This window comes from Terribacillus jepli (genome assembly GCF_047228925.1).
Lineage (GTDB): Bacteria > Bacillota > Bacilli > Bacillales > Amphibacillaceae > Terribacillus.
This window is the reverse complement of record NZ_JBFEGH010000013.1, coordinates 73,169-96,352: the sequence shown is the minus strand read 5'-3', so window position 1 is coordinate 96,352 and position 23,184 is coordinate 73,169. Positions and strand designations below refer to the sequence as shown.

Sequence of the window (23,184 nt, the reverse complement as noted above, 5' to 3'; positions counted from 1 at the left end):
GAAAACTACTGCACAGTAACAAGTCTGTGCAGTTCATTTTATCAGGCGTTATTCTTTTTTGGGTATCCGATCAGGATAGCGATGATTCCGCAAACTCCAATGAGTACTGGATAGAAAGAGTATTGCAAAATACTGACTGGTGATATTCCAGCTACGCTGGCAGCCGCCAGTATTTGACCTCCATATGGCAAAAGGCCTTGAATCGCGCAGGAGAAAATATCTAATATACTTGCTGTCTTCCGCCGTTCAATCCCATACTGATCCGCAATATTTTTAGCTAGCGGACCAGTAATCAGTATAGAAATCGTATTATTGGCCGTCGATAAATCTGTGATTCCAACTAAACCGGCAATGCTGAATTCAGCACCCTTTTTCGATTTAATCCTTCGTGTGGAAAGGTAAAGCAGATAATCAATTCCGCCATTATATTTAATAACCTCGACCATTCCAGCTATCAGTATTGCAAGAAAGGCGATTTCATACATGCCTGCCATTCCTTCGCCCATCGTTTGGAAAAGGTCCATCACATGATAGCTGCCATCCACTAAACCAACAGCCCCAGCAAGAACAATACCTGACGCCAGAACAAGGAAAACATTCATTCCAGCTAATGCAAAGACAATAACCAAAATGTAAGGAAGTATTTTTATCCAACTATAGCTTACATGCTCCACTTGTGCCGTTTCACCCATTGTGATAATACCTAAGATGATACTTGTTACAATAGCTGCCGGCAGGACAATCCAAAAGTTCACCTTAAACTTATCCTTCATTCGAACACCTTGCGATCGAACAGCAGTAATGGTCGTATCTGAGATAAAGGATAAATTATCACCAAACATGGAGCCACCAATGATTGCAGCCATTACAAGAGCCATAGAAAGATCGGTATGTTCGCTTATCCCGACTCCAATTGGCGCCAGTGCAACGATCGTACCTACTGATGTGCCCATTGCCAGGGAGATAAAGCAGGCGATGACAAACAAGCCCATGACAAGAAGGTTTTGCGGCACAAATGATAACGCAAAGTTAACAGTAGAGTCTACAGCACCCATGCCTTTTGTCACTCCTGAAAAAGCTCCAGCCAAAAGAAAAATAACGACCATTAGCATGACATTCAAGTTTCCTGCACCTTGGCAAAAAATATCAACCTTTCGCGCAAACGTTTCTTTTCGATTCATTGCCAAAGCCACTGCACCCGCAATGACAATCGCTACTATCACAGGAAACGCGTAAAAATCACCTGTAATGACCCCTGAACCAATAAACAGAATTAAAAAAACAACAAATGGGATCAGCGCCCATGGATTTCCTTTCTTCATTCTTCCACCTCCAAAAATATGCGACAAGTCTTTTGTTCGTTTTTCCACATAAAAAAGACCTCATCTTGACGAACAAGAAGAGGCCTTATCATTATAAAACACTCCTCTTATCTACCAAGCATCGGCTTGCTGGATTTGGCACAGCAACTTAATCACTAAGTTCCGCTGCCGAGATCTCATCGGGCCAGTCCCTCCATCTCTCTTAATAAGAAGAAAAAATCCTATTTATTTGTCGCAATAAATTAGAGAATACAGGATTCGCATCACTATATCAACAAAAATTTTATGGGTATTTTTTACTTTTTGAGGAATGATGAATAGGGTTAAAAGAACATCACTATATTTCAACGGAAAAAAACTGTCCAGTTTTGGACAGCTTTTTTCCGTGCTTGCTTTTCTAAGATTCAGGATACATCTTTCTAAGAAAAACAACTGAATTCCGAATCAATTGATTCAGGACAACTACATCAATATCTGCGATTTTGTTGATATACACACATGCTTTTCCAGTCTTATGCTTCCCGAGTTTGTGTAATAGCACTTCTCGCCCCGGTTCACCTGGAGCTAGATAGAGACTGATATTGGCTTTTCTTGGAGAGAATCCCACAAGCGGAGCATCTCCTTCGTGTCCGCTTCCATAACGGTAATGATAAGAATCAAATCCGATAATACTCGTACCCCACATTTTCGCTTCATAGCCCGTTACCTCTGTAAAAATATCCAGCAGCTTATACGCATCTTCTCGTTTTTTTGGATTATCAACCGCCTCAATAAACTGTGTCACACTATTGTCTGTTTCCTTTGTTTTAAGTTCATATGGCAAATTAGTCATCCTCCCAAGCACTAAAAGTATCAAACTAAGTGAAAGATAATAGACAGTTTCCTCATTACTTTCGATAAGTATCTTCCATCTCCTTTTTAAACTCACATACTCTTTTAGTTTACATGATCAATCAACAAAAAAAGCTGTCGAATACTCGACAGCTTCCCTCTTTTTTAATATAGCTTCATTTTGAATTCGTAACTTCCAGAGTCTAATTCATACACAGCTTTTCCTTCCTGAATCCCTTTAAAGGTCACGCTCGCATCGTCCGCTTCCCGCGTCTCTTTTCCGGCTGGGAGTTTTAAAGTTGCTGTCGTATTTGCTGGAATCGTCACTTTATAAGATACGCTATCACCATTTATTCTCCATCCGCTTTTAATGACTCCATAAACAGAATCATATTCCCCTTGAACGACCGTGATTCGTTTGCTTTCATCAACGACAGGCTGTAATAGAATATGTTTGAATCCTGGCTTATCCGGATCATTGCTGATGCCTGCCATATACTTATACATCCATTCTGCAATAGCTCCATAAGCATAGTGATTAAATGAATTCATCCCAACATAACCGAAACCATCTTCCTTGGAGTATGAATTCCATCGCTCCCAAATCGTTGTAGCCCCATTTTTTACAGAATACAGCCAAGAAGGCATCTGATCTTGAAGCAATAAACTATAAGCAAGATCCGAACTGCCAATATCCGATAAAACAGGAGCTATCACATGAACACCAAGAAATCCTACAGATAAAGTATTCTCCGCATACTTTACGCGAGTGCTGTCTGGATGCGCAGCTTTGTATGCTGCATCATTTTTGATATTTTCCTTTAATAACTCTATAAAATTCGCTTTTTGCTCCTGGTTCTCATAGAGGCCAAGCTTTAATACCCAAAGTAATGCAAATTGGCTGTTATCCTCTTTCGTTGCTTTATATACGTCTATCCCTTCTTCGAATATATCTTCTGGATTCTCCATCAGGGATGATTTGATTACAGGGTTCTTTTGATCATCCTCTGCAATATAATGCTTGATAAAAGCTGCTTTGATGTTCGTGAACAGCACTTCGTATTTTCCCGCGTCCTCATCTCTGCCAATATGTCTCGCCATGCTGCTCATCAAATCGGCAGCATAGGCGTAATAGATATCACTCACAAATTGATTTCCGCTTCCTTGAAATGCCAGCCAGTCACCGATACCTGCAGCTCCACGATAGCTGTCACCGGATAAGCTGTACAGCCAGTCCATGTACTTCACCATGGCAGGGTAATGCTTCTTGATACTGCTGTCATCACCTGTCATTTGCCAGATTGTCCACGGAAGGATGATTCCTACTTCGGCCCAGCCTGCTTGGCCTTTTGGCCCCTTCCCAGTCCTGGCATAACTATTGAGATTTGCCCATTTTCCTCCGGGCGCAACGGAAGTGAAGGAAGCTCGATCGAATCCATACAAGTCCTGTGAATCTACGAGGGTATCCATATACGATTCCAAAAACAGGACAGATTCTGCATTATATAGAGCAGTATTGGCAAAAACTTGTGTATCACCAGTCCAGCCTAAGCGTTCGTCGCGCTGCGGGCAGTCGGTTGGAACCCAGAAGTAATTTCCTCTGTGTCCCCACTTCACATTATGATAAAGCTGATTCACAGCATCATTAGAAGTTAGTAATTTCCCCGTGTCATCAATGGACGAAGATGCCACCTTCCCGGTAAATTGTAAAATTTCCACCGATGCATCGGCTGTCAGCACCTTAATCTCTGCAAACCGAAAACCATAGAAAGTCATGGAATCCTGATGAATTTCTCCAGCTGCTTCCCCTTTTAACGTATAAAGACTTGTTTGCTTGGCAGTCCTGAGATTCTCAAAATAAACAGAGCCTTCAGGACCATCCGCGCCCTTACTATCATCATTCGTGATTTCACCGAATCGGATTTGAATTTGCGTTCCCATTTCTCCCTTTACCGTATAGCTTGGTACACCGACCATATTCTGTCCCAAGTCGATGATTGCAGTTTCCCCATGCTTTAATGTAAAGCCTTTGCCCAAATCGGAGGGCTGATACTCTCTTACGATTTTAATCTTTCCACGGCCATTTTCCCCTTGGTAATCGGGCAAAACACCATGATATACAGTAATGGACTCCGGCTGCTGTTCAAGTTCTGTCAGTATGAGGGCAGGTTTAGCCGGATAAGCTTTAAGTTTTGCCTTCGGAAAAGATGCCGGGAAAGAATGCTCCTTAACCGAAGACCATGCCGCGTCATCATATCCTTTTTCCAGCCATCCATCCAGCTCCATTGTTGCATCGTACACTTCGCCATCGTATATATCATTTTCTCGAATAGGTCCTTGATCTGTTGCTTTCCATTGACCGTTTGTATCAGAAATGATTATTTCCGCCGAACCATCTTCAAAAGTCACCGCTAATTTCACAAGCAGCCCCAGGTCATTCCCATCCTCTTTATAGTAGGTGCTTCCCTCCCCGATCCTGCCGTTATACCAGCCATTACCAACTTGAGCAGCTAATATATTTTCCCCGGCGGCAAGATGCTTGGTAACATCGTAAGTGAAATAATGAATGGTTTTATCATAATTCGTCCAGCCTGGTGTCAGCAGTTCCTCGGCAACTGTGTTATCTTCTTGAAGGAATCCCATTTTATTTCCGTTCACAAAAATTGTATAAGCCCCGAGTGCAGTTACATAAAGCCTTGCTTCTTTCACTTTTTTAGGAAGCTTCACTTCACTGCGAAACATCACGGCACTTGCTTTTTTATCCTTCTTCCCAGCCATTGCTATCCATTTTGCTTTACTCCAATTTTCCATTGCATGTTCACTGAACAGCCCTGTTTCAAAAAAGCTTTCCTCTGACTCTATCAGGGTTTCTTCTTCATCCCAAACGAGGACTTTCCAGTAGTACTTGGAAGAAGGCAAGAGCTCCTTCCCTGCATAATGTACGGCAACAGATATATCGGATTTTACTTTCCCGCTATCCCAATGGTCTGCAGCCTGAGGAGTCAAGCGGTCCGGACTCTGTGCGACTAAGATTTGATATGCTGTTTGCTTTTGACCTGAACCAGCAGATGTCATATTCCAGCTGAAACGTGGTTTTTCTGCATCAATTCCCATTGGCCTGATTCGATATTCCACCCTTAAATCACCTACAACTGTTGCTTGTTTTCTCATAAAGAAACCTCCCCAAAAAATATTACTTGATCGAACCTGCTGTCATCCCCGCTACAATCCGTTTATTGAAGAAAATAAACAATACAAGCGGCGGCAGCGAAATGAGAAGAATATTTGTAAACAGCAAATTCCATTGTGTGCTGTACAAACTCATAAAATTGTAAAGCGTGAGCTGTAAGGTCGCATTTTCTGCCCCCGGGAAAAAGTAAAGCGGATTAACGAAATCGTTGTAGACTCCGACCGCCGTAAGCACGATGACAGTTGCCGACACAGGTTTTAACAGCGGCATAATGATAGAGAAAAACAGCCTCAGCTTTCCACAGCCGTCTATCACTGCCGCCTCATCCAGCTGTTTCGGTATGGTTGCCATAAAGGCTCGATAAAGCATGACGGTGAATGGCAGATGCAGTGCGACTTCGACCAGGATGATGCCCGGCATCGTCTTGAAAAGACCGATACTTTCCAATACCCAGATAGTCGGTACCACTGCGGGCGGAATGATAAGTCCCACCAAAATCAAAAAATTGATGAATGGGGTGCTTTTTGTACGTTTACGATGTAACACATAGCCCGCCATTGCACCAAAAAGGATGAGCAATACGATCGAAACAATCGTAATCACGGCACTATTGAAAAACGCCCGCAGAATCATTCCATTTTCGGCGGCAAATACCAGCTGAATATTCTCCATCAGCTGAAATGTACTTGGCCATGACATATTGAGCAAGGAGGACTCTTGCGTGTCTTTCGCAGCATTTACAAATACAAAATACAACGGAATACCAAATAGCAGAATGGTCACTGCCACCGCAAATACTTCTGCAATTAATCTTCCTGCCGTTCTGCTCTTTTTCTGTTTAGCTGTTCTCCGAGCACTTGGCTTCTTTTCCAGCATGGACGGGGAGACCATCATTTTAGCCATTACATATCCACCTCTTTTCTGTTCAAGTAGAGATATAACGGAAAGGCCAGTGCAGCTACCACGATGAACAGGATCACATTACCTGCTGTTGAAATCCCGTAAAAACCTGCTTGATATTGCTTGTAAATGATAGAAGCGATGATATCCGTGCTGAATCCTGGTCCTCCCTTTGTCATGGTCCAAATCAAATCGAATGTACGAAGACCTCCAATAAAGGATAAAATGATCACCGTATTCATAGCTGGCCGGCTAAGGGGCAGCGTGATATTCCGAAATCGATGCCATGCATTTCCCCCATCAATCGAGAGTGCTTCATGATACTCCTGCGGAATGGACATGATTCCCGCTATGAAGATGACCGTCGCGATACCGACCCCTTTCCACACATCGACTAAAGCGACAGAAAGCAATGCAATTTTTGTATCACCAAGCCAATCAGGACCTGCGACACCTAAAAATGAGAGCGCGGCATTGATCATTCCCTGTGACGGATGCATCAAGGTGGAAAATGCAATTCCGACAGCTATGGTACTGAGGAGGGCAGGAAAGAAAACCATGGAGCGGATGAAACCTACCGAACGCAGACGCATACTAAGGAATACACCGAGCAGCAGTCCCAGAATGACCTTCAATCCGCTTGTAACGACTGCATAAATGACTGTATTCCGAAAACCGATGTTCATGGAAGGTTCCGATAGGAATACCTTAAAATTCTCCAGACCGATAAACTTCCAATCCGTTAACGTCCACCATGTCATACTGAAGAAAAAGGACAATATAGTCGGTAAGATGAAGAAGATAAGATAAACAGCGGCTGCCGGCAGTAAAAAGAAGTACGTGTACGGGTTCGATTTCACTTTTCGCACGATCTAGTCTCTCCTTTCATCACGGGTACCCGTACGGATAAGGTACCCTTGCTATTCACTCCTACCATCCTTCCAATCCAAGTTGTTTTGCTTGTTTCTCTACATCTTGATCGTAAAGTTCCGCTCCTTCTTTTGCCGTTTTACCGCCGCTTCCCACTTCGGTTGTAATTTGTTCAAGATTTGGCCCTTTAAGCGGACTTAAGAATTCCAGGGCTGGAGCCGTATTGCCTTCTTCAAAATACGGCAGCATATCTTTTACCGCCTGTGGAACATCAGCCGGAAGTTCCACTCCTTCAACTGCCAATGGTCCGTCCAATGAAGCTGCCTCGACGAATCTCTTTATTCCCTCATCGGAGAGGAAAGCTGCTGCCCATTTCTTCGCCGTCTCCACTTTTTCACCATTTTTATTCAAATAGAAGGCATGCGGCATCCAGGCCGTAAATCCATTTTTTTCCGGACTATCACCTGGCTGAGGAAATACACCGATATCATTCAGCTGGTCCGGGTAATTTGTTGCAAGAAGCGGTAACACCTGTGACAGCATGGGATAATGAGCACCGGTGCCTTCAGCGAGCATTTTGATTCCAGTGTCATAGTTGGTTGCCAGGAAGTCTTCGTTCATGTACCCTTCATCATAGACTTCCTGCAATTTTTCAAAGCTGCGCAGGGCAGCAGGAGTAGTGGCCAATTTCGCTTTGTTTGCCGTATATTCTTCCGGGAAGGACGGATCCTCCGCCAACACATTGTAGTTATCACCTAATACAATCAGCTGACTGGTCCACGTTTCTTTGTATGTTCCAATTACAGCTGTTTTACCTGCCGCTTTGATTTTTTCATTATTGGCCATGAGTTCATCCCACGTTTTCGGAACCTCCAAGCCTAGCTCCTCATACACTTTTTTATTATAAAACCAAGCCCCCACCATGACAGAGGTAGCTGGAATACCATAAATCGCACCACTATCATCGGAAACAGTATCTTTAAACGTATCGAGTACTTTATCCATATACGGTTCTCTGCTTAAATCGACAAAGTTCTGCGCTGGATTCAACGCTTGCAGTAAAGATCCAGAGTTGTAGAAGGCAATATCAGCCATATCACCAGTGGCTAGGCGCGTTTTCATGATATTATCGCCTTCTGTACCACCAGGTCTTGTTTCGAATACGGTTTTGATTCCATACTCTTCTTCTATATAATCTGTTACTGCCTCGATTGCAGCCCTAGATGAATCATTGGAAATAAGGACGGTCACCGTATCCTCTTCGCCTGAAGTTGATGAAGAATTTGCACCCCCGCATCCCGCTAATAAGCCAACGAGAAACACTGTTACACAAAACAAGGAAAGAAACTTCTTTAACTTGTTCATTTTATCCCTCCATTGCTTTTGATTAATTTCTTTACACCTCCATTGTAAACGCTTACAAAGGGAGATTTAAGTCCGGATAATTCAGAAAGATATCCGATTTTTTCATGTAGCGCTTTTTCTTTGCTTCTCTCTGTACAATCCGGGACTTATACCAGTATGTTTTTTAAACACTTCCGTGAAATGACGATAGCTATGATACCCCACCTTCTCACTGACGTCCTTCACTTTCCCCCCATCAAGCAGCAATTCCTTTGCTTTTTCAATCCGTAGGCTGGTCAAGTATTTGATATAGGTGGTGCCTGTAGTCTCCTTGAACAGCATGCTGAAGTATGTGGTATTCATGCCTGCTCGAGCTGCGACATCCTGCAGTGTGATGTCTTTGTGGTAATGATTTTCGAGAAACACTTTCGCCCATTCGACCGTCCCCTGGATTGCGGTCTGCTTGGCTTGTCGGATTCCATCTAAAAAACTGATCATCTTGGATAACAGCCAATTCTCCATTTCTTCGCTTGTATCCAATGTTTTGATTTCTTGATAATAATCGTACCCGGGGACTTGTGCGCCATTTTCTTTTGCAACTTCCAATCCCAGGTAAACAAGACGAAGAATTTCTCTTTCCATAATTTCAAGCTGACGTGTTTGACAGAGTTCTTTCATCCAATCCATTACATGTTCCTTCATACTGGCTTCATCAATTGTCCGTAAACAAACAAAGATTGACTTTTCCATGCCTGAGAAGTCTTGCGGGGCAGTATTATTTGTATCAAGATCATCATAATGAAGTAAAGGCACTTCCAAGAATTTTGCATAACGGCATGCTTTTTGTGCTTGTTGATAGCTTTTATACAGTTCCCTTGGCTCCGTATAGGTCCGGCCTATCCCTACCTTACCTTTTACACTTGATGTGACCAAATCTTGTTGACATGATAGTGCTGTAAGATGAAGAAGGACGAGAAAGTACTCTTTTCCCGAACGAATCGTAACGCTATTAAGATTAGGTTTCTTCAATTGGATAGCATCTTCCGTAGCAAGTGCCAGAACCGTGAATCCGTACACCTTTTTAGGATAGTTCTGCATCACTTGCTCCCATTCCCTCTCCCCTTCTTCATGGTGAAGCATCAACTGAAGCAGGGCGCGTTTTAAACGTTCTTGCTGATTTAATTCCCAGTCTGTCTCCAATGTCTTAACCCGCTGGATCTGATTTGCTTTTTTTATCGTTCGTTCCAGGACATCCTCTACTTTAGATAAAGTTACCGGTTTTTCAAGATAATCAACAACTCCCAGCTTAATCGCTTTCTTTAAATATGCTGTATCGTTAAATCCACTGAATACAATACATAAGGTGGTCGGTTCTATCACCAATATCCTTTCGATGAGAGCTAGACCATCCAATCCGGGCATTCGAATGTCGGTCAAGATGATATCCGGTTTATTTGCTTCAAAGAAATCAAGCGCTTCCACCCCATTTTGAGCGGTACCGATCAGCTCGATTCCAAATTTGTCCCAACATACCATTGTTTGAAGCCCTTGCACAACAATGAATTCATCATCAAAAAGAGCTGCACGAAGCATCAGGAATCCCCCCTTGTCTTGATTGGAAAACGAAGCTCTACAGTAGTACCAAGATTCATTTCACTCCTTATGGAAAAAGTGGAGGAGGGGTAATATAATTCCATGCGCTGCTGCACATTTTTCAGTCCAAAGCCCTTGGTCGTATTCGACATCTCTTCTATTCCTACACCATTATCTTCAATGATAAAAACCGTTTCATCGTCGTTGATTTTTCCAGTCAACCGAACTATTCCCGGACTCATTTTCGGTTCCAGCCCATGATAGATGGCATTTTCGACTAACGGCTGCAGCAATAGTTTTAGAAATTCCATATCAAGGAGCGCATCGTCAACGTCTTCTTCATAAGTAATACGATTAGGAAATCGCAGCTGCTGAATCGTTACATAGTGACGAATATGAGCCAATTCATCATCTACTGTTATCATTTCTTTCCCTTTACTCAAGCTAAGCTTAAAAGTTTCTGAAAGAGCACTCGTCATTTTGGCAATGTCTTGATTATCATTCATGATCGCCATCCAATAGATAGCGTCCAATGTGTTGTACAAAAAATGCGGCTTTATTTGGGCTTGCAGGAGGTTAAGCTCTGCCTCTTTGATCTCCAGTTTCGAGCGGATCAGCAAATGATTCAGCTCCATGTTTTCGGAAGTCACTTGTTTGAATGTATTACTTATCAAACTTATGTCATCAGAAGCTATTTCCGCCTGTCTTTCTTTTGTCGTTTTCATCCAGTCCACAACCAACTTTTTCAGCTGCGTCAGAGGATGCGTAATTCTCCCAGAGGTAATAAAGGAAAGTATCAGTGCAAAGAACGCCATCAATCCAACGAGTATTCCCGTTGCATTCCGTATAAAGTAAGTTTCATTGAATAAAACATCTTTTTCGATAATATGAACAAAAGCCCATCCTGTCGTTTCATTCCGATAGCTGCTGATTAAATGATCCTTTTCTGGAAAATCATCTCTTTGAAGGAGAGAAAGCTTGCTTTTCTTTTCTGGATTGGCAATCGGTTCCGTATAAACAACTCGATTCGATGTCTCTGCTTGGTCCAGAATGACAGATTCACTATTGGGGCTCTCTTCTATGACTCTCGAAAAAATAGACTTATGAATGTTCACGACCAGGACTCCGAGAATTTGCTGTTCAAAAACATTATCCGAATCACGCAGCAGCTTTACGGACGAAAACGTATTCGAGGACGGATCATCCAGCAGTACATTGCGGCTAAAAAACAAAACTTTTCCTTCCGCCGCCTCCGTTTGTCTGTACCAATCCTGCGAATCTATTCCATGAACTGCACCTCCGCTTGTATCATACTTTCCCATACTGCTGCTGTTCCCATAACAAAAAGCACGAAAATGCTTATCGAATATACAAACGGAATCCACATCCTGCGTATCGATAAAATAGCTGTATAAAAGATGCTCCATCCGTTCCCCCATACTTTTCTCCATCTCCTGCGAAGAGTCAGAAGTTATATCGGCGCTCTTTTTTAACTCCGCTTGTATATCACTGTTCCAAGCTATCAATCGCTGCATATTGATGATATTCTTCAACAGGACATCCGCACGCTCACTGGATGCTTTCACTTGAGTCTGCATTGTATTGATTTGTTGATTCATCAATGTTGTCTTCGCAACATAATACGAAGTTATGCCCAGTACAGCCAGCGGGATGATCGAAACAAGCGTTATTGCAATAAAATATCGATGGCGCATTTTCATGAGTTTTAAATACTTTATAATCGCACGTTCCTCCCTCATCATCCATTCCCCGCTTTCATTCTCCAATATATAAAAGCGCTTACAAAATTCGGGTGTGTTTCCGAGTTGTACTCATTTTTATATACATACGTTCTTTTTCTCGTATTTTCCTGTAACGGATATGCCTATTCGAAAACATAAACAAGATCGATTTTCCCCACCAAAAAAACCGGGGGGATGCAAAGCCCCCGGTCTCATGTCAGTCAATATACATCTTTCCATTCATCTATATTGGATTCATCGAATTTAAACGGATCACCCAGCATGATCTGTGTACCCTCGCCATCTTCGACTACTTCCACTTCACCAAGATCACGCAAATCTACTTTCTCTCCTAATTCGCCAGTGATGTTGCCTTCACCTAATTCGTAGGCAGCATATGCAGCGCCTTTTCCAACATCAATCGGATTCCACAGATACATCCATGGGCTGACGCCGCTTTCAATATATGTCGCCATTTCACTCGGCAAACCTAAGCCAGTCAGGACCACTTCTCCTTCCAAACCTTTATCGGTAAGTACTTTGCCTGCTGCGGCAATACCGACAGTCGTAGGTGCGATGATTGCTTTTAGATCCGGATAGGATTTGAGCAATGCTTCTGTCTCGGATACACTCTTATCGCGCAAATCATCTCCGTAAGCTACTTTGACAAGTTCGATATCCTTGTATTCTTCTTTTTCAAGTTCCTTTTTCATCCATTCGATCCACTCATTCTGGTTGGTAGCCTGGCTTGTTGCACTCAGGACTGCAATCTGGCCATCGCCGCCGATCATCTCAGAGACTGCTTCGATCTGTACACGTCCGATCCGCTCTGGGTTTGCTTGGTTAACGTGGATATCACGACTGGCTGCATTGACTGCCGAATCAACTGACAATACTTTGATTCCCTGGTCTTTCGCCTTCTTCAATGCGGGCTCCAATGCATCTGGATCATTACCTGCCACCGCGATGACATCCACTTTTTGGGTGATCAGCTGTTCAATGATCTGGATTTGACCTTCCGCAGTCGGCTGATCAGGTGAACGAAGAATGACTTCCCCGCCCAGTTCTTTGATTGCACTCTCAAAACCTTCCTGCATCTTTTCTCCGTAAGGATTGCCTGTATTTTTAAATACGAAAGCATATTTCTTCGGTCCATCATCAGACTCTCCGCCTGTACCGCTCGATTCCGGTGCCCCCTGGCTGCAAGCAGCAAGCAGCAGTATCAACACTATCATACCAATCCATTTGTTCCACTTTTTCATCTCGGTCTCCCCTTCTTATCTATTAGTATCAGCAAGCGCTGGAATACTCACTTCTTTTTCAGCATCCCGCCAAGCTTCGGGATGGCAACAGACAGGATGAGCAAAGCTCCTATGATGATCAAGAACAGCTGACTCGGTATATTGATCAGTCCGAGCCCATATTGCAAGCAGCCGATAATGAAAACGGCAATGACGACACCGAGCACACGACCTTTTCCTCCGGCTGTGCTGACTCCGCCAAGAGCTGCCATGGCGATGATGTCAAGTTCATACATAGTGGCTATGTTAGGCCTTGTACTGCCCATTCTGGATGTAAGGAAGATTGCGGTCACAGCAGCCAGCAATCCTGCCAGCATGAAAACAATCACCTTGATTTTATCCACCTTGATACCGGAAAAACGACTTGCTGTCGGATTGTTTCCAATGGCAAACACCTTTCTACCGAAAGTTGTCTGGTGCAGCACGATACCGAATACCACAGCCAATACTGCAAATACAATCAGGAGAAACGGTATTCCGAAAACATAACCCCATCCAAAGAATCCGAACCATTCCGGAAAGCCGCCTGCTGCTTGGTCTTTCAGAATGATGTAGGCGATGCCTCGGTAAAGGATCATCGTTCCGAGCGTGACGATGACAGCGGATAGTTCCTTGAATTTGACGATCAAAAGTCCGTTGATCAAACCACAGACAGCACCGGTTGCAAGACAAGCAATGATAGCCACTTCCATCGGCAGCCCAGCACTCGTGTATAGTGTAGCCATTACAACGGATGATAAAGCGACAGTCGACCCGACCGAAATATCGATATCCCGCATGATCATGATCATCGCCATCGGAAAGACGATCAACGCTTTATCAAGGAAGACCATCGTTCCGTCCCGCAGACTAGGATAGTTAAGGAAATAAGGTGACACATAGCTTCCAAGCAGGAGTACTGCCGCTAAAATGATCAGCAGCATCCATTCCCATTGGAAGAATAGACGTTTCCAGGAGAACGGCAAATTGGTTCCGAGCGTACGAGGTTGATATGTTTGCTTTCTTTGTTCCATCAGCCAGCCCTCCTAAGCAGGTGAGTTCTTTCGACGCGTCTTTTCACAATAGCATTGACGACGACGGCAAGCAGGATGATGAAGCCTTGGATGCCGTTTTGCCAGAATGGGGATACATTCAAAAGCGGCAGCGCATTATTCAGGATGCCGAGCAGTATGGCTCCGAGAAGGACACCAGCAAGTTTTCCTGAACCGCCTGCGATGCTGACACCACCCAAAATACAGGCGGCAATGACAGTCAACTCATAGCCAGAAGCTGTATCACCCTGGGCCGAGGCGAATTTGGATACCCAAAGGACGCCGCACAGCCCGGATAATCCACCCATGATCGTGTAGACAAGGAGTAAGATACGCCCTTGCTTTATACCGCTTACAGCCGCTGATTGCGGATTACTGCCGACTGCATAAATTTGCCGGCCGGTTCGTGTGTAATTCAGAAAATAGAAGAATACGAGACAGAAAAACAGCGCAATCCAGATTAAATGGTTCATTCCCAAGAAAGTACCGGTTGCAATACTTACAAACCCTTCCGACATTTGATAGGAACTGACCCATTCGCCATCGCTGACCAAAAAAGTGAGCCCCCGAAAGATATTCATCAATGCAAGTGTGGCGATGATCGGCAGCAAGCCGACTTTGGCAATCAGCACACCTATGATCATCCCGCACAACGAACCGATTACAATTCCGATGAGTAAACATAGAAACGGATTGATTGTCGGGTTGGCTGCCACCAGCTGAGCAGTCAGCATGCCGGAGAGTGCAATGACAGCTCCGATCGACAAATCGATTCCCCGAGTGATCAAGACGATCATCATTCCTAAGGAGAGGATCACCAGGATCGATGTATTGGTAGCCATATCAAGGATGTTCTCCCCTGTTAAAAATGAGGAATTGCGTATTTGTACGCCGATGCATAAAATGACGATGAAGATGAACAACCCTAGTTCCCTGAATTGATAGAATAGTGCCAATGGATTCTTCTTTTCCATCCCCGCTTTGATTTCCATTTTATCCCCTCCTTCTTCAGCTGCTTTTTTCCTGCATTTGTTCCTCACCCATGGCAGCTTCCAGAATCATCTCCTGCGTGATACCTCTGTTGACGAAGTCGGCTGCTATCCTGCCTTCTTTCATCACGATAATCCGATCGCTCATACCGAGGATCTCCGGCATTTCGGAGGATACGAACAGAACAGCATAACCAGCATCTGCAAGCTGCTGGACAATTTCATAAATGGCTGCTTTGGCTCCAATGTCGACTCCTTTCGTCGGTTCATCCAATAGAATCACCTTCAGATCTTTCGTCAAAAGCTTCGCTACCGCCACTTTCTGCTGATTGCCGCCGGAGAGCGAACTGACTGGATCAAAAATACTCGTCGCTTTGATCTGCACTTTCTCCCCGAAGTTCTTGGCCTGTTGTTTTTCCTTATTGCGGTGGAGGCACATAAAAGTCGATAGCTCAGATAAATTGGCAAGCGTTATATTCTTCTCGATACTCCAATCCACCAGCAAACCTTGTTCCAAACGATCTTCCGCTAAGTAACCGATTCCATTTTTCATCGCTTCCTGTGGATTCTTATTCCGGACAGCACTGCCATTGAGCAGAATTTCTCCCTTTTCAAAGGGGGTGATGCCAAAGATTGCCTGGCATACCTCTGTTCGCCCCGCTCCGACCAGTCCGGTCATACCGAGGACTTCCCCGCTCCTGATCGAAAAACTAATATCGTCAAAGGCACCTAGCTTCGTCAGGTTTTTTATTTCCAGCAGGGTCTCTTTCGCACTCGATGTCTTATCAGGGAATATTTGATTGATTTCCCTGCCAACCATGGCCACAATCAATTTTTCATTTGAAATGTCATCTACAGCCCAAGTTCCGATATAATTGCTATCCCGGAGCACGGTTACCCGACTGGCAAGGCGGTACATATCTTCAAATCGATGGGAAATGAAAATGATCGAAGTGCCCTCATCCCGCAATTTTTCTGTGATTCGGTACAGCTCTTCACTTTCTCTTGCAGTAAGTGCAGCTGTCGGTTCGTCCATGATGATGATTTTTGCTTTGGTACTGATTGCTTTGGCTATCTCGACAATTTGCTGCTGTGCCACACTCAATGTATTCATTTGGGCTTTGGGATCCAAACTGCTGCCCAGTTCACGCAGCAGCTGTCTTGCTTGTTTATGCATCTCCCGCCAGTTAAGCGTCTTCCAGAACGGGTGCCTTATTTCATGATTCATAAAAATGTTTTCTGTGACAGACAAATCAGGATAACTGGTTACATGCTGATAGATCGCTGCGATGCCTTGCTGCTGTGCTTGTTCAGGATTCTGAAATGCCACCTTTTCTCCTGACAGAAACATCTCACCTTCCGTTGGTTGATGCACACCGGTGATGATCTTTATGAAAGTGGATTTCCCCGCCCCATTTTCGCCCATCAAAGCGTGGATTTCTCCTTTCTTCAGCTGGAATTGCATATCATTCAAGGCCTTCACACCAGAAAAGGCTTTCGAGATCCCTTTCATTTCGAGTACATATTCCGTTGGCATCCTTTCCCCTCCTTTGTTACTGAATGCGCTTACACAAAGGATATGAAAAAAGTCCCGCTTCGAGAAGGGGACGTCTTTCTGAAAAGGTGGTTATTCTTCTGTTCATCTTAACGGGATGACCGTCTATATTCGGATGGTGCCATTCCTGTATGCTTTTTGAACAATTTACTGAAATACTTATGATCGTGATATCCGACTGAATCAGCAATGGCTGTCACCTTGTCATCCGTTTCTTCAAGCCTGCGTTTTGCTAATCCGAGGCGCTGTTTCGTCACATATTGCAGGACCGTTTCATCTGTATGTTTTTTAAAATACGCACAAAAATAAGTCGGATTCATATACACATGTGCGGCAACTTGCTCGATTGTCAGTGAGTCCTGCAAATGATGATGTATGAACCCTTTTGCCCGCTCGATTGCCGTATGCTCTGTGTGTCTATCCAACCGGATGCACATTCCTGACAAATCTTTGGACCAATTTTCAAACGCTTGCACTAACTCTGCTGCTGTCATGGATCTGCTCATATTCTTGCCTAATTTTTGGAGCATCCGGTTGATATCTGTCACTGGCAAACGTTTACTGACATCATGAAGTATTTCGATACCAGCAGACTGAAGGAGCGCCAGTGGATTATGCAGTTCTCCAGCTTCTACTTCTTCTTTCAAGCCGTGTAAGGCAGCATCCATCTCATCAAATCTGAACTGCTTAAATGCAAATCGCAGCGTATGTAAATAGGATTGAAAATTATCGCTAATGGAATCGGTATGATGACTGTCTGGCTGCACAGGCTTGAGCTTTATCTCCATCTGCTCTGATTCCAATGCTGCAGGCAGCAATTCCAATTCCTGCAATCTTTGTCCCGGTGAAGCAGCCAGATTGAAGAAGGTACGGTGAGACAAAATTTTCACGAGTGAATCGACTATTATTTCTGCTTTTTCCTCTGTTTGCACCAGCAGTCCAAAGCTTTGTTCTTGATCCCACCACCACCAGTAACCATGTACTGGCCATTGCTTGGACAGCTCCGTATCCAATAAACGGACAACCGTACTAAGTTCTTGATGAAAACGAACAGGATCCCGTTTTGCTTTTTGCTGATAAAAATTAAGCAGCTGCAGCTGACATGTATAGTATTCACCTGATGGAAACAGCTCTGTCCATTGTGTGTTTGCCAGACTGCTTTCACCGGATAAGGCCCGCAGCAGCTGCAGCTGTTCTTGTTTCTGATTTTCCGTTTCCTGCTTCTTCTGTCTTTCCTGCTTCTTTTCCAACAGCTGTAGCAGCCGATCCTGTAGCTGCTCCCTATCAACCGGCTTCAATAAATAGTCAGCAACTTGATTGCGCAATGCCTGCTGCACATAATGAAAATCGTCGAATCCGCTTAAGACAAGGAAATCTCCAGAGTAGCCTGTCTCTTTAAGTCTGTGGATCAGCGTCATTCCATCCATGACCGGCATCTTGATGTCCGTCAGCACCAAATCGGCTGGCTTATCGGAATTCCAATCATCCAATGCTTCTTGTCCATTGGCATACGTTCCCATCACTGTGCAATGCTGCTGATTGGCGATAAGCCTCTCCAAACCCGCTCGGATCCGATATTCATCCTCGACGATAATTATTTGCAAGTCCTGCATCAAGACTCCCCCATTTTAAGAAACTTCAAGAAACGGTAAGTAAAGCCGTACTGTTGCACCCTTTTGATCGTTTTCCAAAGATACGCCATAGTCATTTCCATAGAGCATTTTGATTCGATTGGCAACATTGCTTAACCCGTAATGGGCAGACTTTGATGTTATGCCAGGTTCCAACGCAAGCTCTTTTTCCAGTTCTTGTTTGCTTACCGGGTCGAAGCCTGGTCCATCATCCTTTATCATAAGTACAAGGATGTCAGCTATTTGATGAATCTTAATATCGATATGAATGGCCGTATTGGTCTCCAATCCGTATTTGATACTGTTTTCTACCAGCGGCTGAAGGATGAATTTCGGCACTTGCACCTTAGCTGATTTTTCAGGACAAGACGTCTTCCAAGTGAGTCGGTCGTGAAAACGAAATTGCTGGATAGTCAGGAAATCCTCGACGTGACCGATTTCCTCGGCAAGTGGTACAAATTTGACACCGTTATCCAAAGAATATCGCAGCATCCTGCCAAGTTTCGTAATGATACGGATGACTTCATCCTGTTCACCGGCTTCTATTGCATAATTGATGGTTTCCAATGTATTGAAAATGAAATGCGGATTAATCTGGGTCTGCAGGGCATACAGCTCGGCCTCTTGCTGCTTGAGTTTGATCATATAATTCTTCTGGATCAAATCACGTATTCTGAGAATCATGTCGTTATAGCTCTCTGTCAACCTTCCCACTTCATCTTGTTTCGTAACTGGCAATGTATTCTGGAAATGCCCATCCTGGACGCTGCGCATATTAGCAATCAGCCGCTTGATAGGCTGTGAGACATTATAGGCAACAAATGTGTACAAACATACACTAAACAAGATGAATAACAGGAACAAAACAATCGAGATGTTCCGCGTTTGCTGCTGTTTGGAAAATAATTTTTCGGTAGGTATTTCATAGATCAAACTATATTCTTGCTGGATGGCCGGTGTGATACCAACCAGCTTTCTATCCTGCAGGAAGCTGCCGTTTTCAATTGGATACAGATCTTGGGGGATTGCCAGATCCTTCCCTCCCCTCGAGTCAAAGGCAATCGTACCAGACAGCTTTTCCACAAGCCTGATACGAGCAGCATTGTGTTCTTTGAATGTTCCTGTGATCCGATCAATGAATGCTACATCCAACGCTAAAAACATCGTACCTAGATATGCCTGATTATCGCGATCTTGCAGCGGTACTCCGATCAACAAATAACTCGCATCATTTTCGAAAACTAGGTTCGTATCCTGTGGAAGAAGGATGATGCTTCCTTTGTCCAACTCTAAGCTTTGCCCGTAAACAGCTGCTTCCTTTTGGGAGAAACCGCTGTAATCCTTTGTTGTAGCTGCAAACACTCTATTTTTGGAGAAGATGAATACACCTAGCAGATCCGATGAACTGCTATGAAGGAAACTATTGGAAAGGAAACGTTCCATTTTGTATTGCTGCTGCATCGCTTCTGCATGTGACTGGAAACTATCATCCCGTAATATTTCAATCATTTCCTGTGATTGGTATAGTCTTTCCGGCATATTGGTTACGTCCTGTACATTCCGATCGATCTGCTGACTTGCCTGCTCCAGCATCTGCGGTATAAAAGAGCCGATTTGCTCTTGTGCTGCTTTCGTATAAGCCGTATAGATAAAAAAACCAAGGAGCGCAACCGGTATGACGGTCAGCAAAGTGTAAGATAGCAGCAGTTTATGCATCAAGGAGAGGTTACGAATCCTTCGCTTAAAAATCATATTGATCCACATTCTCCGTTGTAAAATCTATCGGTTCACCCATGATGATCTGCTCTTTATTCACTTGAATTCTGCCGACACCATCTATGTGCATACCATCTTCAATCACAGTTCCATCGCGCATCAGCTTAGCGATCATGACAGTCAAGTAACCGAGCTTCTTCGGACTCCATAAGGTGATGCTGCTTACATCCCCTTCCTTCAGATGCTTGTTCATGTCACGTGGAGAGGCCAAGCCGACAACAGCGATACTCTTGGTTAAATTCTCTTCCTTTAAGACAGTTGCTGCTGCTGGAGGTCCGAGTGATGCAATTCCGATGATTCCCTTTAATTCCGGATAATCCTTCACCGCGCGCCTGGATTCCTGATATGCGGTGACAGGATCATCATTTGTATACGCAACTTCGCGAAGGACTAAATTCGGATAATAGGATCGGTTATGATGCTTGATCCAATTGAGCCATTCTTCCTGATTGAGCGAAAACCTCGATCCGGAAAGAATGATATACTCTCCTTCTTCCCCGATTTGTGCTGCCAAACTATCCAGTAAATGCTCTGCCAGTTTTTCGGCATCGACCATATTGATAAAATGTTCCCTGCCCTCTGGGTGTGAATCCGCATCCCATGTCAGCACCGTTATCCCCTTTTGTCTGGCTTCTGTCAGGACTGGTGTCAAACGGTCCGGATCGATGACACTGACCGCCAGGACATCGACATCCTGTTTTATGAATGCATCAATGATTTCTTCTTGCTGAGCCGGATTTGCAGTAGCTGGCCCTTTGAAATGGATAATGGCCCCGGATGACTTGGCCGCTTCCTCCACTCCCTCCCGGACAGCCTGGAAGTAGGGTATGTCCATCACTTTCGGTACAACTGCGATATCAATTTTCTCCTCTTGCCCCGGCTTGATCTCAGGGGCTGGAGTTTCTTGCACATAAAGAATCTCGCTTTTGTTGCAAGCGCTTACAAAAATCAACAAGATAAGCAGGACAACCATTTTTTTATACATGAAATCATCCTTAGCAACCCCGCAAACTATATTTTGCGGGGTCGGTTGATTAGTTCACAGCTTGGAACTCCATGTTCTGTTTTTCAAAATAGCTTCTCGTGATCGAATCTATACCTGCATCTGTGTAGACCTTCGAAATCCTATCCAAATCAGTAATTGTAGCGAAAGCTCGCTTGCCGAATTTACTGGAATCGGCAAGCAGGATTGTTTGACCTGCTATTTCGATCATTTGTTTCTTGACGATCGCCTGCTGTTCATTCGAATCGCTCAAACCATGTTCGAGATGTACACTCTTACAGGAAAGGAAGGTTTTATCCACGTAATATGTCGTCAATGATCTCTCCGTCAAAGGACCGACGAAAGATAATGATTTCGACAGCAGCTGCCCGCCGAGCGAAATGACCCGAATCTGATCCTTGGTACTGCAGGCAAGTGCCACTTTGATGCTGTTGGTGATGATTGTAAGCGGCATATTAGGCAATTCTTTTGCCATATACCATGCCGTCGTACTGGCATCGAGAATGATCCGCTCCCCGGTATGGATATCGGAGACTGCTGCCCTGGCAATTGCCTGCTTTTGTTGCATATGCATCACTTCGCGTGCTTCGTAGGCAATTTCCGTCGCACCTTCTTCCATTCGGACAGCCCCGCCATGGCTGCGGTGCAGCAGCTGCTCCTTCTCCAGCTTCTCCAGGTCACGCCGTATCGTCTCCTCGGTCACATGAAAGAGTGAGCTAAGCTCAGTGACCCGGACGCTGGCCCGTTCGTTGACCAGCTCGACGATCTTTCTTTGTCTTTCTGCAACTAACATACCTTTTCCTGCCTTTACCACGTTTTGATTATAGTGTAGCATAATCCGACGTGCTACCGGCGTGCCATTTCATTTCTTTCATACTCCTGGACATGCTGCCACCACGCAGTTCCGCGCGGTACTTGCATTTCCTGACAGAAATAATCCCAGATTGCACCGAATGGATAGCTTTTCAGTTCTTCCATCAGCATGAGCCTTTCCGTGAATTGTCCCTTCTCCTGGTATTCTTTCAATTCTTTATGAGGTGTCAGAAGCGCATAAAGTAGCGCCTTTTGCATGTTACGGGTACCGATTACCCATGCAGCAACACGATTGATGCTGGCATCGAAGAAATCAAGTCCGATGCGGATTTTATCAAGCGCATCGTTTCGGACCAGCTCATGTGCGATTTCCTTCAATTCATCGTCAAATGTCACCACATGATCACTGTCCCATCGAACTGGCCGGGAAACATGCAAAGCAATTTTATCCGTGAACGGAAGCATGCCGCTTATTTTGTTGGAAACCATCTCTGTTGGATGATAATGACCGGTATCCATCAGCAGATGTTTGCCGCGGGTCAGACTATAACCCATGTAGAATTCATGGGACCCGACAACATAGGACTCGGAACCGATACCGAATAATTTACTTTCCACGGCATCGATATTGTAGGTTTCATCGATTTCGACAGCAAATATTTGATCGAGTGATCGTTTCAGACGTTCCCTTGGCGTCAGACGGTCACTCGGCACATCCTTATAACCATCAGGGACCCAAATATTTGTAAGACTCGCCGTTCCTAGCTCTTTGCCGAAATATTCCCCGATCCGGCGCGAAGCGATACAATGCTCGATCCAGAACTGTCGGATTTCTTCATCGGGATGAGCAAGTGTCAGACCATCGGCTGCTTTTTCGTGCGAGAAGACAGTTGGGTTGAAATCCAATCCTAGACCATGCTGCTTCGCCCACTCCACCCAGTTGCGGAAATGCTCCGGCTTTATTTCATTTCGCTCGACATGCTGGCCATCGGTCTCTGCATAAATAGCATGCAGATTGATGCGATGTTTACCCGGGATGAGGCTGAGCGCCATTTCCAGGTCGGAGCGCAGCTCTTCTGGCGTTGTCGCTTTTCCAGGGTAGTTGCCAGTCACATCGATACCGCCTGAAAGTTCATTCTGCTGCACTTCAAAGCCGCCGATATCGTCCCCTTGCCAGCAGTGAATGCTTATTGGTATCGTTTTCAATTTTGCCAATGCCGCTTCTACATCGACTCCTAGTGACTCATACACTGATTTTGCCATTTCAAACGCTTTGATCACTGTCATTTGTCT

Annotated in this window: 17 protein-coding genes and 1 riboswitch; all 17 genes read right to left on the bottom strand. The window is 44.4% G+C overall.

Going from position 1 to position 23,184, the window contains the following annotated elements; all coding sequences use genetic code 11:
• Positions 1 to 41: 41 nt before the first annotated feature.
• Positions 42 to 1,322 (bottom strand): Na+/H+ antiporter NhaC family protein, encoded by a 1,281-nt coding sequence (locus AB1K91_RS14745; protein WP_413090911.1) that lies wholly within the window; start codon positions 1,320 to 1,322, stop codon positions 42 to 44.
• 104 nt (positions 1,323 to 1,426) lie between these two features.
• A riboswitch (SAM riboswitch) is annotated at positions 1,427 to 1,534 on the bottom strand.
• 185 nt (positions 1,535 to 1,719) lie between these two features.
• Complete coding sequence (locus AB1K91_RS14740; protein WP_413090837.1) at positions 1,720 to 2,145, bottom strand: DUF1801 domain-containing protein; 426 nt, start codon at positions 2,143 to 2,145, stop codon at positions 1,720 to 1,722.
• A 173-nt stretch (positions 2,146 to 2,318) separates the two neighbouring features.
• Positions 2,319 to 5,324, bottom strand: coding sequence for a family 78 glycoside hydrolase catalytic domain (locus AB1K91_RS14735; RefSeq protein ID WP_413090835.1), 3,006 nt, complete (start codon positions 5,322 to 5,324; stop codon positions 2,319 to 2,321).
• Positions 5,325 to 5,346: 22 nt separating this feature from the next.
• On the bottom strand, positions 5,347 to 6,246 hold the full coding sequence (locus AB1K91_RS14730) for a carbohydrate ABC transporter permease (RefSeq protein ID WP_413090833.1): 900 nt from the start codon (positions 6,244 to 6,246) through the stop codon (positions 5,347 to 5,349).
• Positions 6,246 to 7,112, bottom strand: a complete 867-nt coding sequence (locus tag AB1K91_RS14725) for a carbohydrate ABC transporter permease (protein ID WP_413090831.1) — start codon at positions 7,110 to 7,112, stop codon at positions 6,246 to 6,248. Before AB1K91_RS14725 ends, AB1K91_RS14730 begins: the two co-directional genes overlap by 1 nt.
• Positions 7,113 to 7,173: 61 nt before the next feature.
• The gene (locus AB1K91_RS14720; RefSeq protein ID WP_413090829.1) at positions 7,174 to 8,478 is read right to left on the bottom strand and encodes an ABC transporter substrate-binding protein; all 1,305 of its coding nucleotides are present in this window, start codon (positions 8,476 to 8,478) and stop codon (positions 7,174 to 7,176) included.
• Between the two features lie 102 nt (positions 8,479 to 8,580).
• Positions 8,581 to 10,050: a response regulator transcription factor gene (locus AB1K91_RS14715; RefSeq protein WP_413090828.1), complete on the bottom strand. Its 1,470-nt coding sequence runs from the start codon at positions 10,048 to 10,050 to the stop codon at positions 8,581 to 8,583.
• Complete coding sequence (locus tag AB1K91_RS14710; RefSeq protein ID WP_413090826.1) at positions 10,050 to 11,813, bottom strand: cache domain-containing sensor histidine kinase; 1,764 nt, start codon at positions 11,811 to 11,813, stop codon at positions 10,050 to 10,052. The genes AB1K91_RS14715 and AB1K91_RS14710 overlap by 1 nt, the downstream gene beginning before the upstream one ends.
• Before the next feature lie 200 nt (positions 11,814 to 12,013).
• Positions 12,014 to 13,054 carry a rhamnose ABC transporter substrate-binding protein gene (gene rhaS / locus AB1K91_RS14705; protein WP_413090824.1) on the bottom strand — a complete coding sequence of 347 codons (1,041 nt, stop codon included), beginning with the start codon at positions 13,052 to 13,054 and terminating at the stop codon, positions 12,014 to 12,016.
• 47 nt (positions 13,055 to 13,101) lie between these two features.
• A complete protein-coding gene (locus tag AB1K91_RS14700; protein ID WP_413090823.1) occupies positions 13,102 to 14,106 on the bottom strand; it encodes an ABC transporter permease in 1,005 nt (334 codons plus the stop codon).
• Positions 14,106 to 15,116, bottom strand: a complete 1,011-nt coding sequence (locus AB1K91_RS14695) for an ABC transporter permease (RefSeq protein WP_413090821.1) — start codon at positions 15,114 to 15,116, stop codon at positions 14,106 to 14,108. Before AB1K91_RS14695 ends, AB1K91_RS14700 begins: the two co-directional genes overlap by 1 nt.
• A 16-nt stretch (positions 15,117 to 15,132) precedes the next feature.
• Entirely contained in the window at positions 15,133 to 16,650 is a 1,518-nt protein-coding gene (locus tag AB1K91_RS14690; RefSeq protein ID WP_413090820.1) for a sugar ABC transporter ATP-binding protein, read from the bottom strand.
• 107 nt (positions 16,651 to 16,757) lie between these two features.
• The gene (locus AB1K91_RS14685) at positions 16,758 to 18,281 is read right to left on the bottom strand and encodes a response regulator (protein WP_413090818.1); all 1,524 of its coding nucleotides are present in this window, start codon (positions 18,279 to 18,281) and stop codon (positions 16,758 to 16,760) included.
• 15 nt (positions 18,282 to 18,296) lie between these two features.
• Complete coding sequence (locus tag AB1K91_RS14680; RefSeq protein WP_413090816.1) at positions 18,297 to 20,051, bottom strand: sensor histidine kinase; 1,755 nt, start codon at positions 20,049 to 20,051, stop codon at positions 18,297 to 18,299.
• Positions 20,041 to 21,060, bottom strand: a complete 1,020-nt coding sequence (locus AB1K91_RS14675) for an autoinducer 2 ABC transporter substrate-binding protein (RefSeq protein ID WP_413090814.1) — start codon at positions 21,058 to 21,060, stop codon at positions 20,041 to 20,043. The genes AB1K91_RS14680 and AB1K91_RS14675 overlap by 11 nt, the downstream gene beginning before the upstream one ends.
• 49 nt (positions 21,061 to 21,109) lie before the next feature.
• Positions 21,110 to 21,871: a DeoR/GlpR family DNA-binding transcription regulator gene (locus tag AB1K91_RS14670; protein WP_413090812.1), complete on the bottom strand. Its 762-nt coding sequence runs from the start codon at positions 21,869 to 21,871 to the stop codon at positions 21,110 to 21,112.
• A gap of 53 nt (positions 21,872 to 21,924) precedes the next feature.
• The gene (gene rhaA, locus AB1K91_RS14665; RefSeq protein ID WP_413090810.1) at positions 21,925 to 23,178 is read right to left on the bottom strand and encodes an L-rhamnose isomerase; all 1,254 of its coding nucleotides are present in this window, start codon (positions 23,176 to 23,178) and stop codon (positions 21,925 to 21,927) included.
• Positions 23,179 to 23,184 lie beyond the last annotated feature (6 nt).

What these genes read in the sequence shown, in the direction of transcription:
- rhaS (WP_413090824.1), bottom strand. Translation starts at nt 13,054, where the DNA reads ATGAAAAAGTGGAACAAATGGATTGGTATGATAGTGTTGATACTGCTG.
- AB1K91_RS14700 (WP_413090823.1), bottom strand. Translation starts at nt 14,106, where the DNA reads ATGGAACAAAGAAAGCAAACATATCAACCTCGTACGCTCGGAACCAAT.
- AB1K91_RS14715 (WP_413090828.1), bottom strand. Translation starts at nt 10,050, where the DNA reads ATGCTTCGTGCAGCTCTTTTTGATGATGAATTCATTGTTGTGCAAGGG.
- AB1K91_RS14675 (WP_413090814.1), bottom strand. Translation starts at nt 21,060, where the DNA reads ATGTATAAAAAAATGGTTGTCCTGCTTATCTTGTTGATTTTTGTAAGC.
- AB1K91_RS14710 (WP_413090826.1), bottom strand. Translation starts at nt 11,813, where the DNA reads ATGATGAGGGAGGAACGTGCGATTATAAAGTATTTAAAACTCATGAAA.
- rhaA (WP_413090810.1), bottom strand. Translation starts at nt 23,178, where the DNA reads ATGACAGTGATCAAAGCGTTTGAAATGGCAAAATCAGTGTATGAGTCA.
- AB1K91_RS14695 (WP_413090821.1), bottom strand. Translation starts at nt 15,116, where the DNA reads ATGGAAATCAAAGCGGGGATGGAAAAGAAGAATCCATTGGCACTATTC.
- AB1K91_RS14670 (WP_413090812.1), bottom strand. Translation starts at nt 21,871, where the DNA reads ATGTTAGTTGCAGAAAGACAAAGAAAGATCGTCGAGCTGGTCAACGAA.
- AB1K91_RS14690 (WP_413090820.1), bottom strand. Translation starts at nt 16,650, where the DNA reads ATGCCAACGGAATATGTACTCGAAATGAAAGGGATCTCGAAAGCCTTT.
- AB1K91_RS14685 (WP_413090818.1), bottom strand. Translation starts at nt 18,281, where the DNA reads ATGCAGGACTTGCAAATAATTATCGTCGAGGATGAATATCGGATCCGA.
- AB1K91_RS14680 (WP_413090816.1), bottom strand. Translation starts at nt 20,051, where the DNA reads ATGATTTTTAAGCGAAGGATTCGTAACCTCTCCTTGATGCATAAACTG.
- AB1K91_RS14735 (WP_413090835.1), bottom strand. Translation starts at nt 5,324, where the DNA reads ATGAGAAAACAAGCAACAGTTGTAGGTGATTTAAGGGTGGAATATCGA.
- AB1K91_RS14730 (WP_413090833.1), bottom strand. Translation starts at nt 6,246, where the DNA reads ATGGCTAAAATGATGGTCTCCCCGTCCATGCTGGAAAAGAAGCCAAGT.
- AB1K91_RS14720 (WP_413090829.1), bottom strand. Translation starts at nt 8,478, where the DNA reads ATGAACAAGTTAAAGAAGTTTCTTTCCTTGTTTTGTGTAACAGTGTTT.
- AB1K91_RS14745 (WP_413090911.1), bottom strand. Translation starts at nt 1,322, where the DNA reads ATGAAGAAAGGAAATCCATGGGCGCTGATCCCATTTGTTGTTTTTTTA.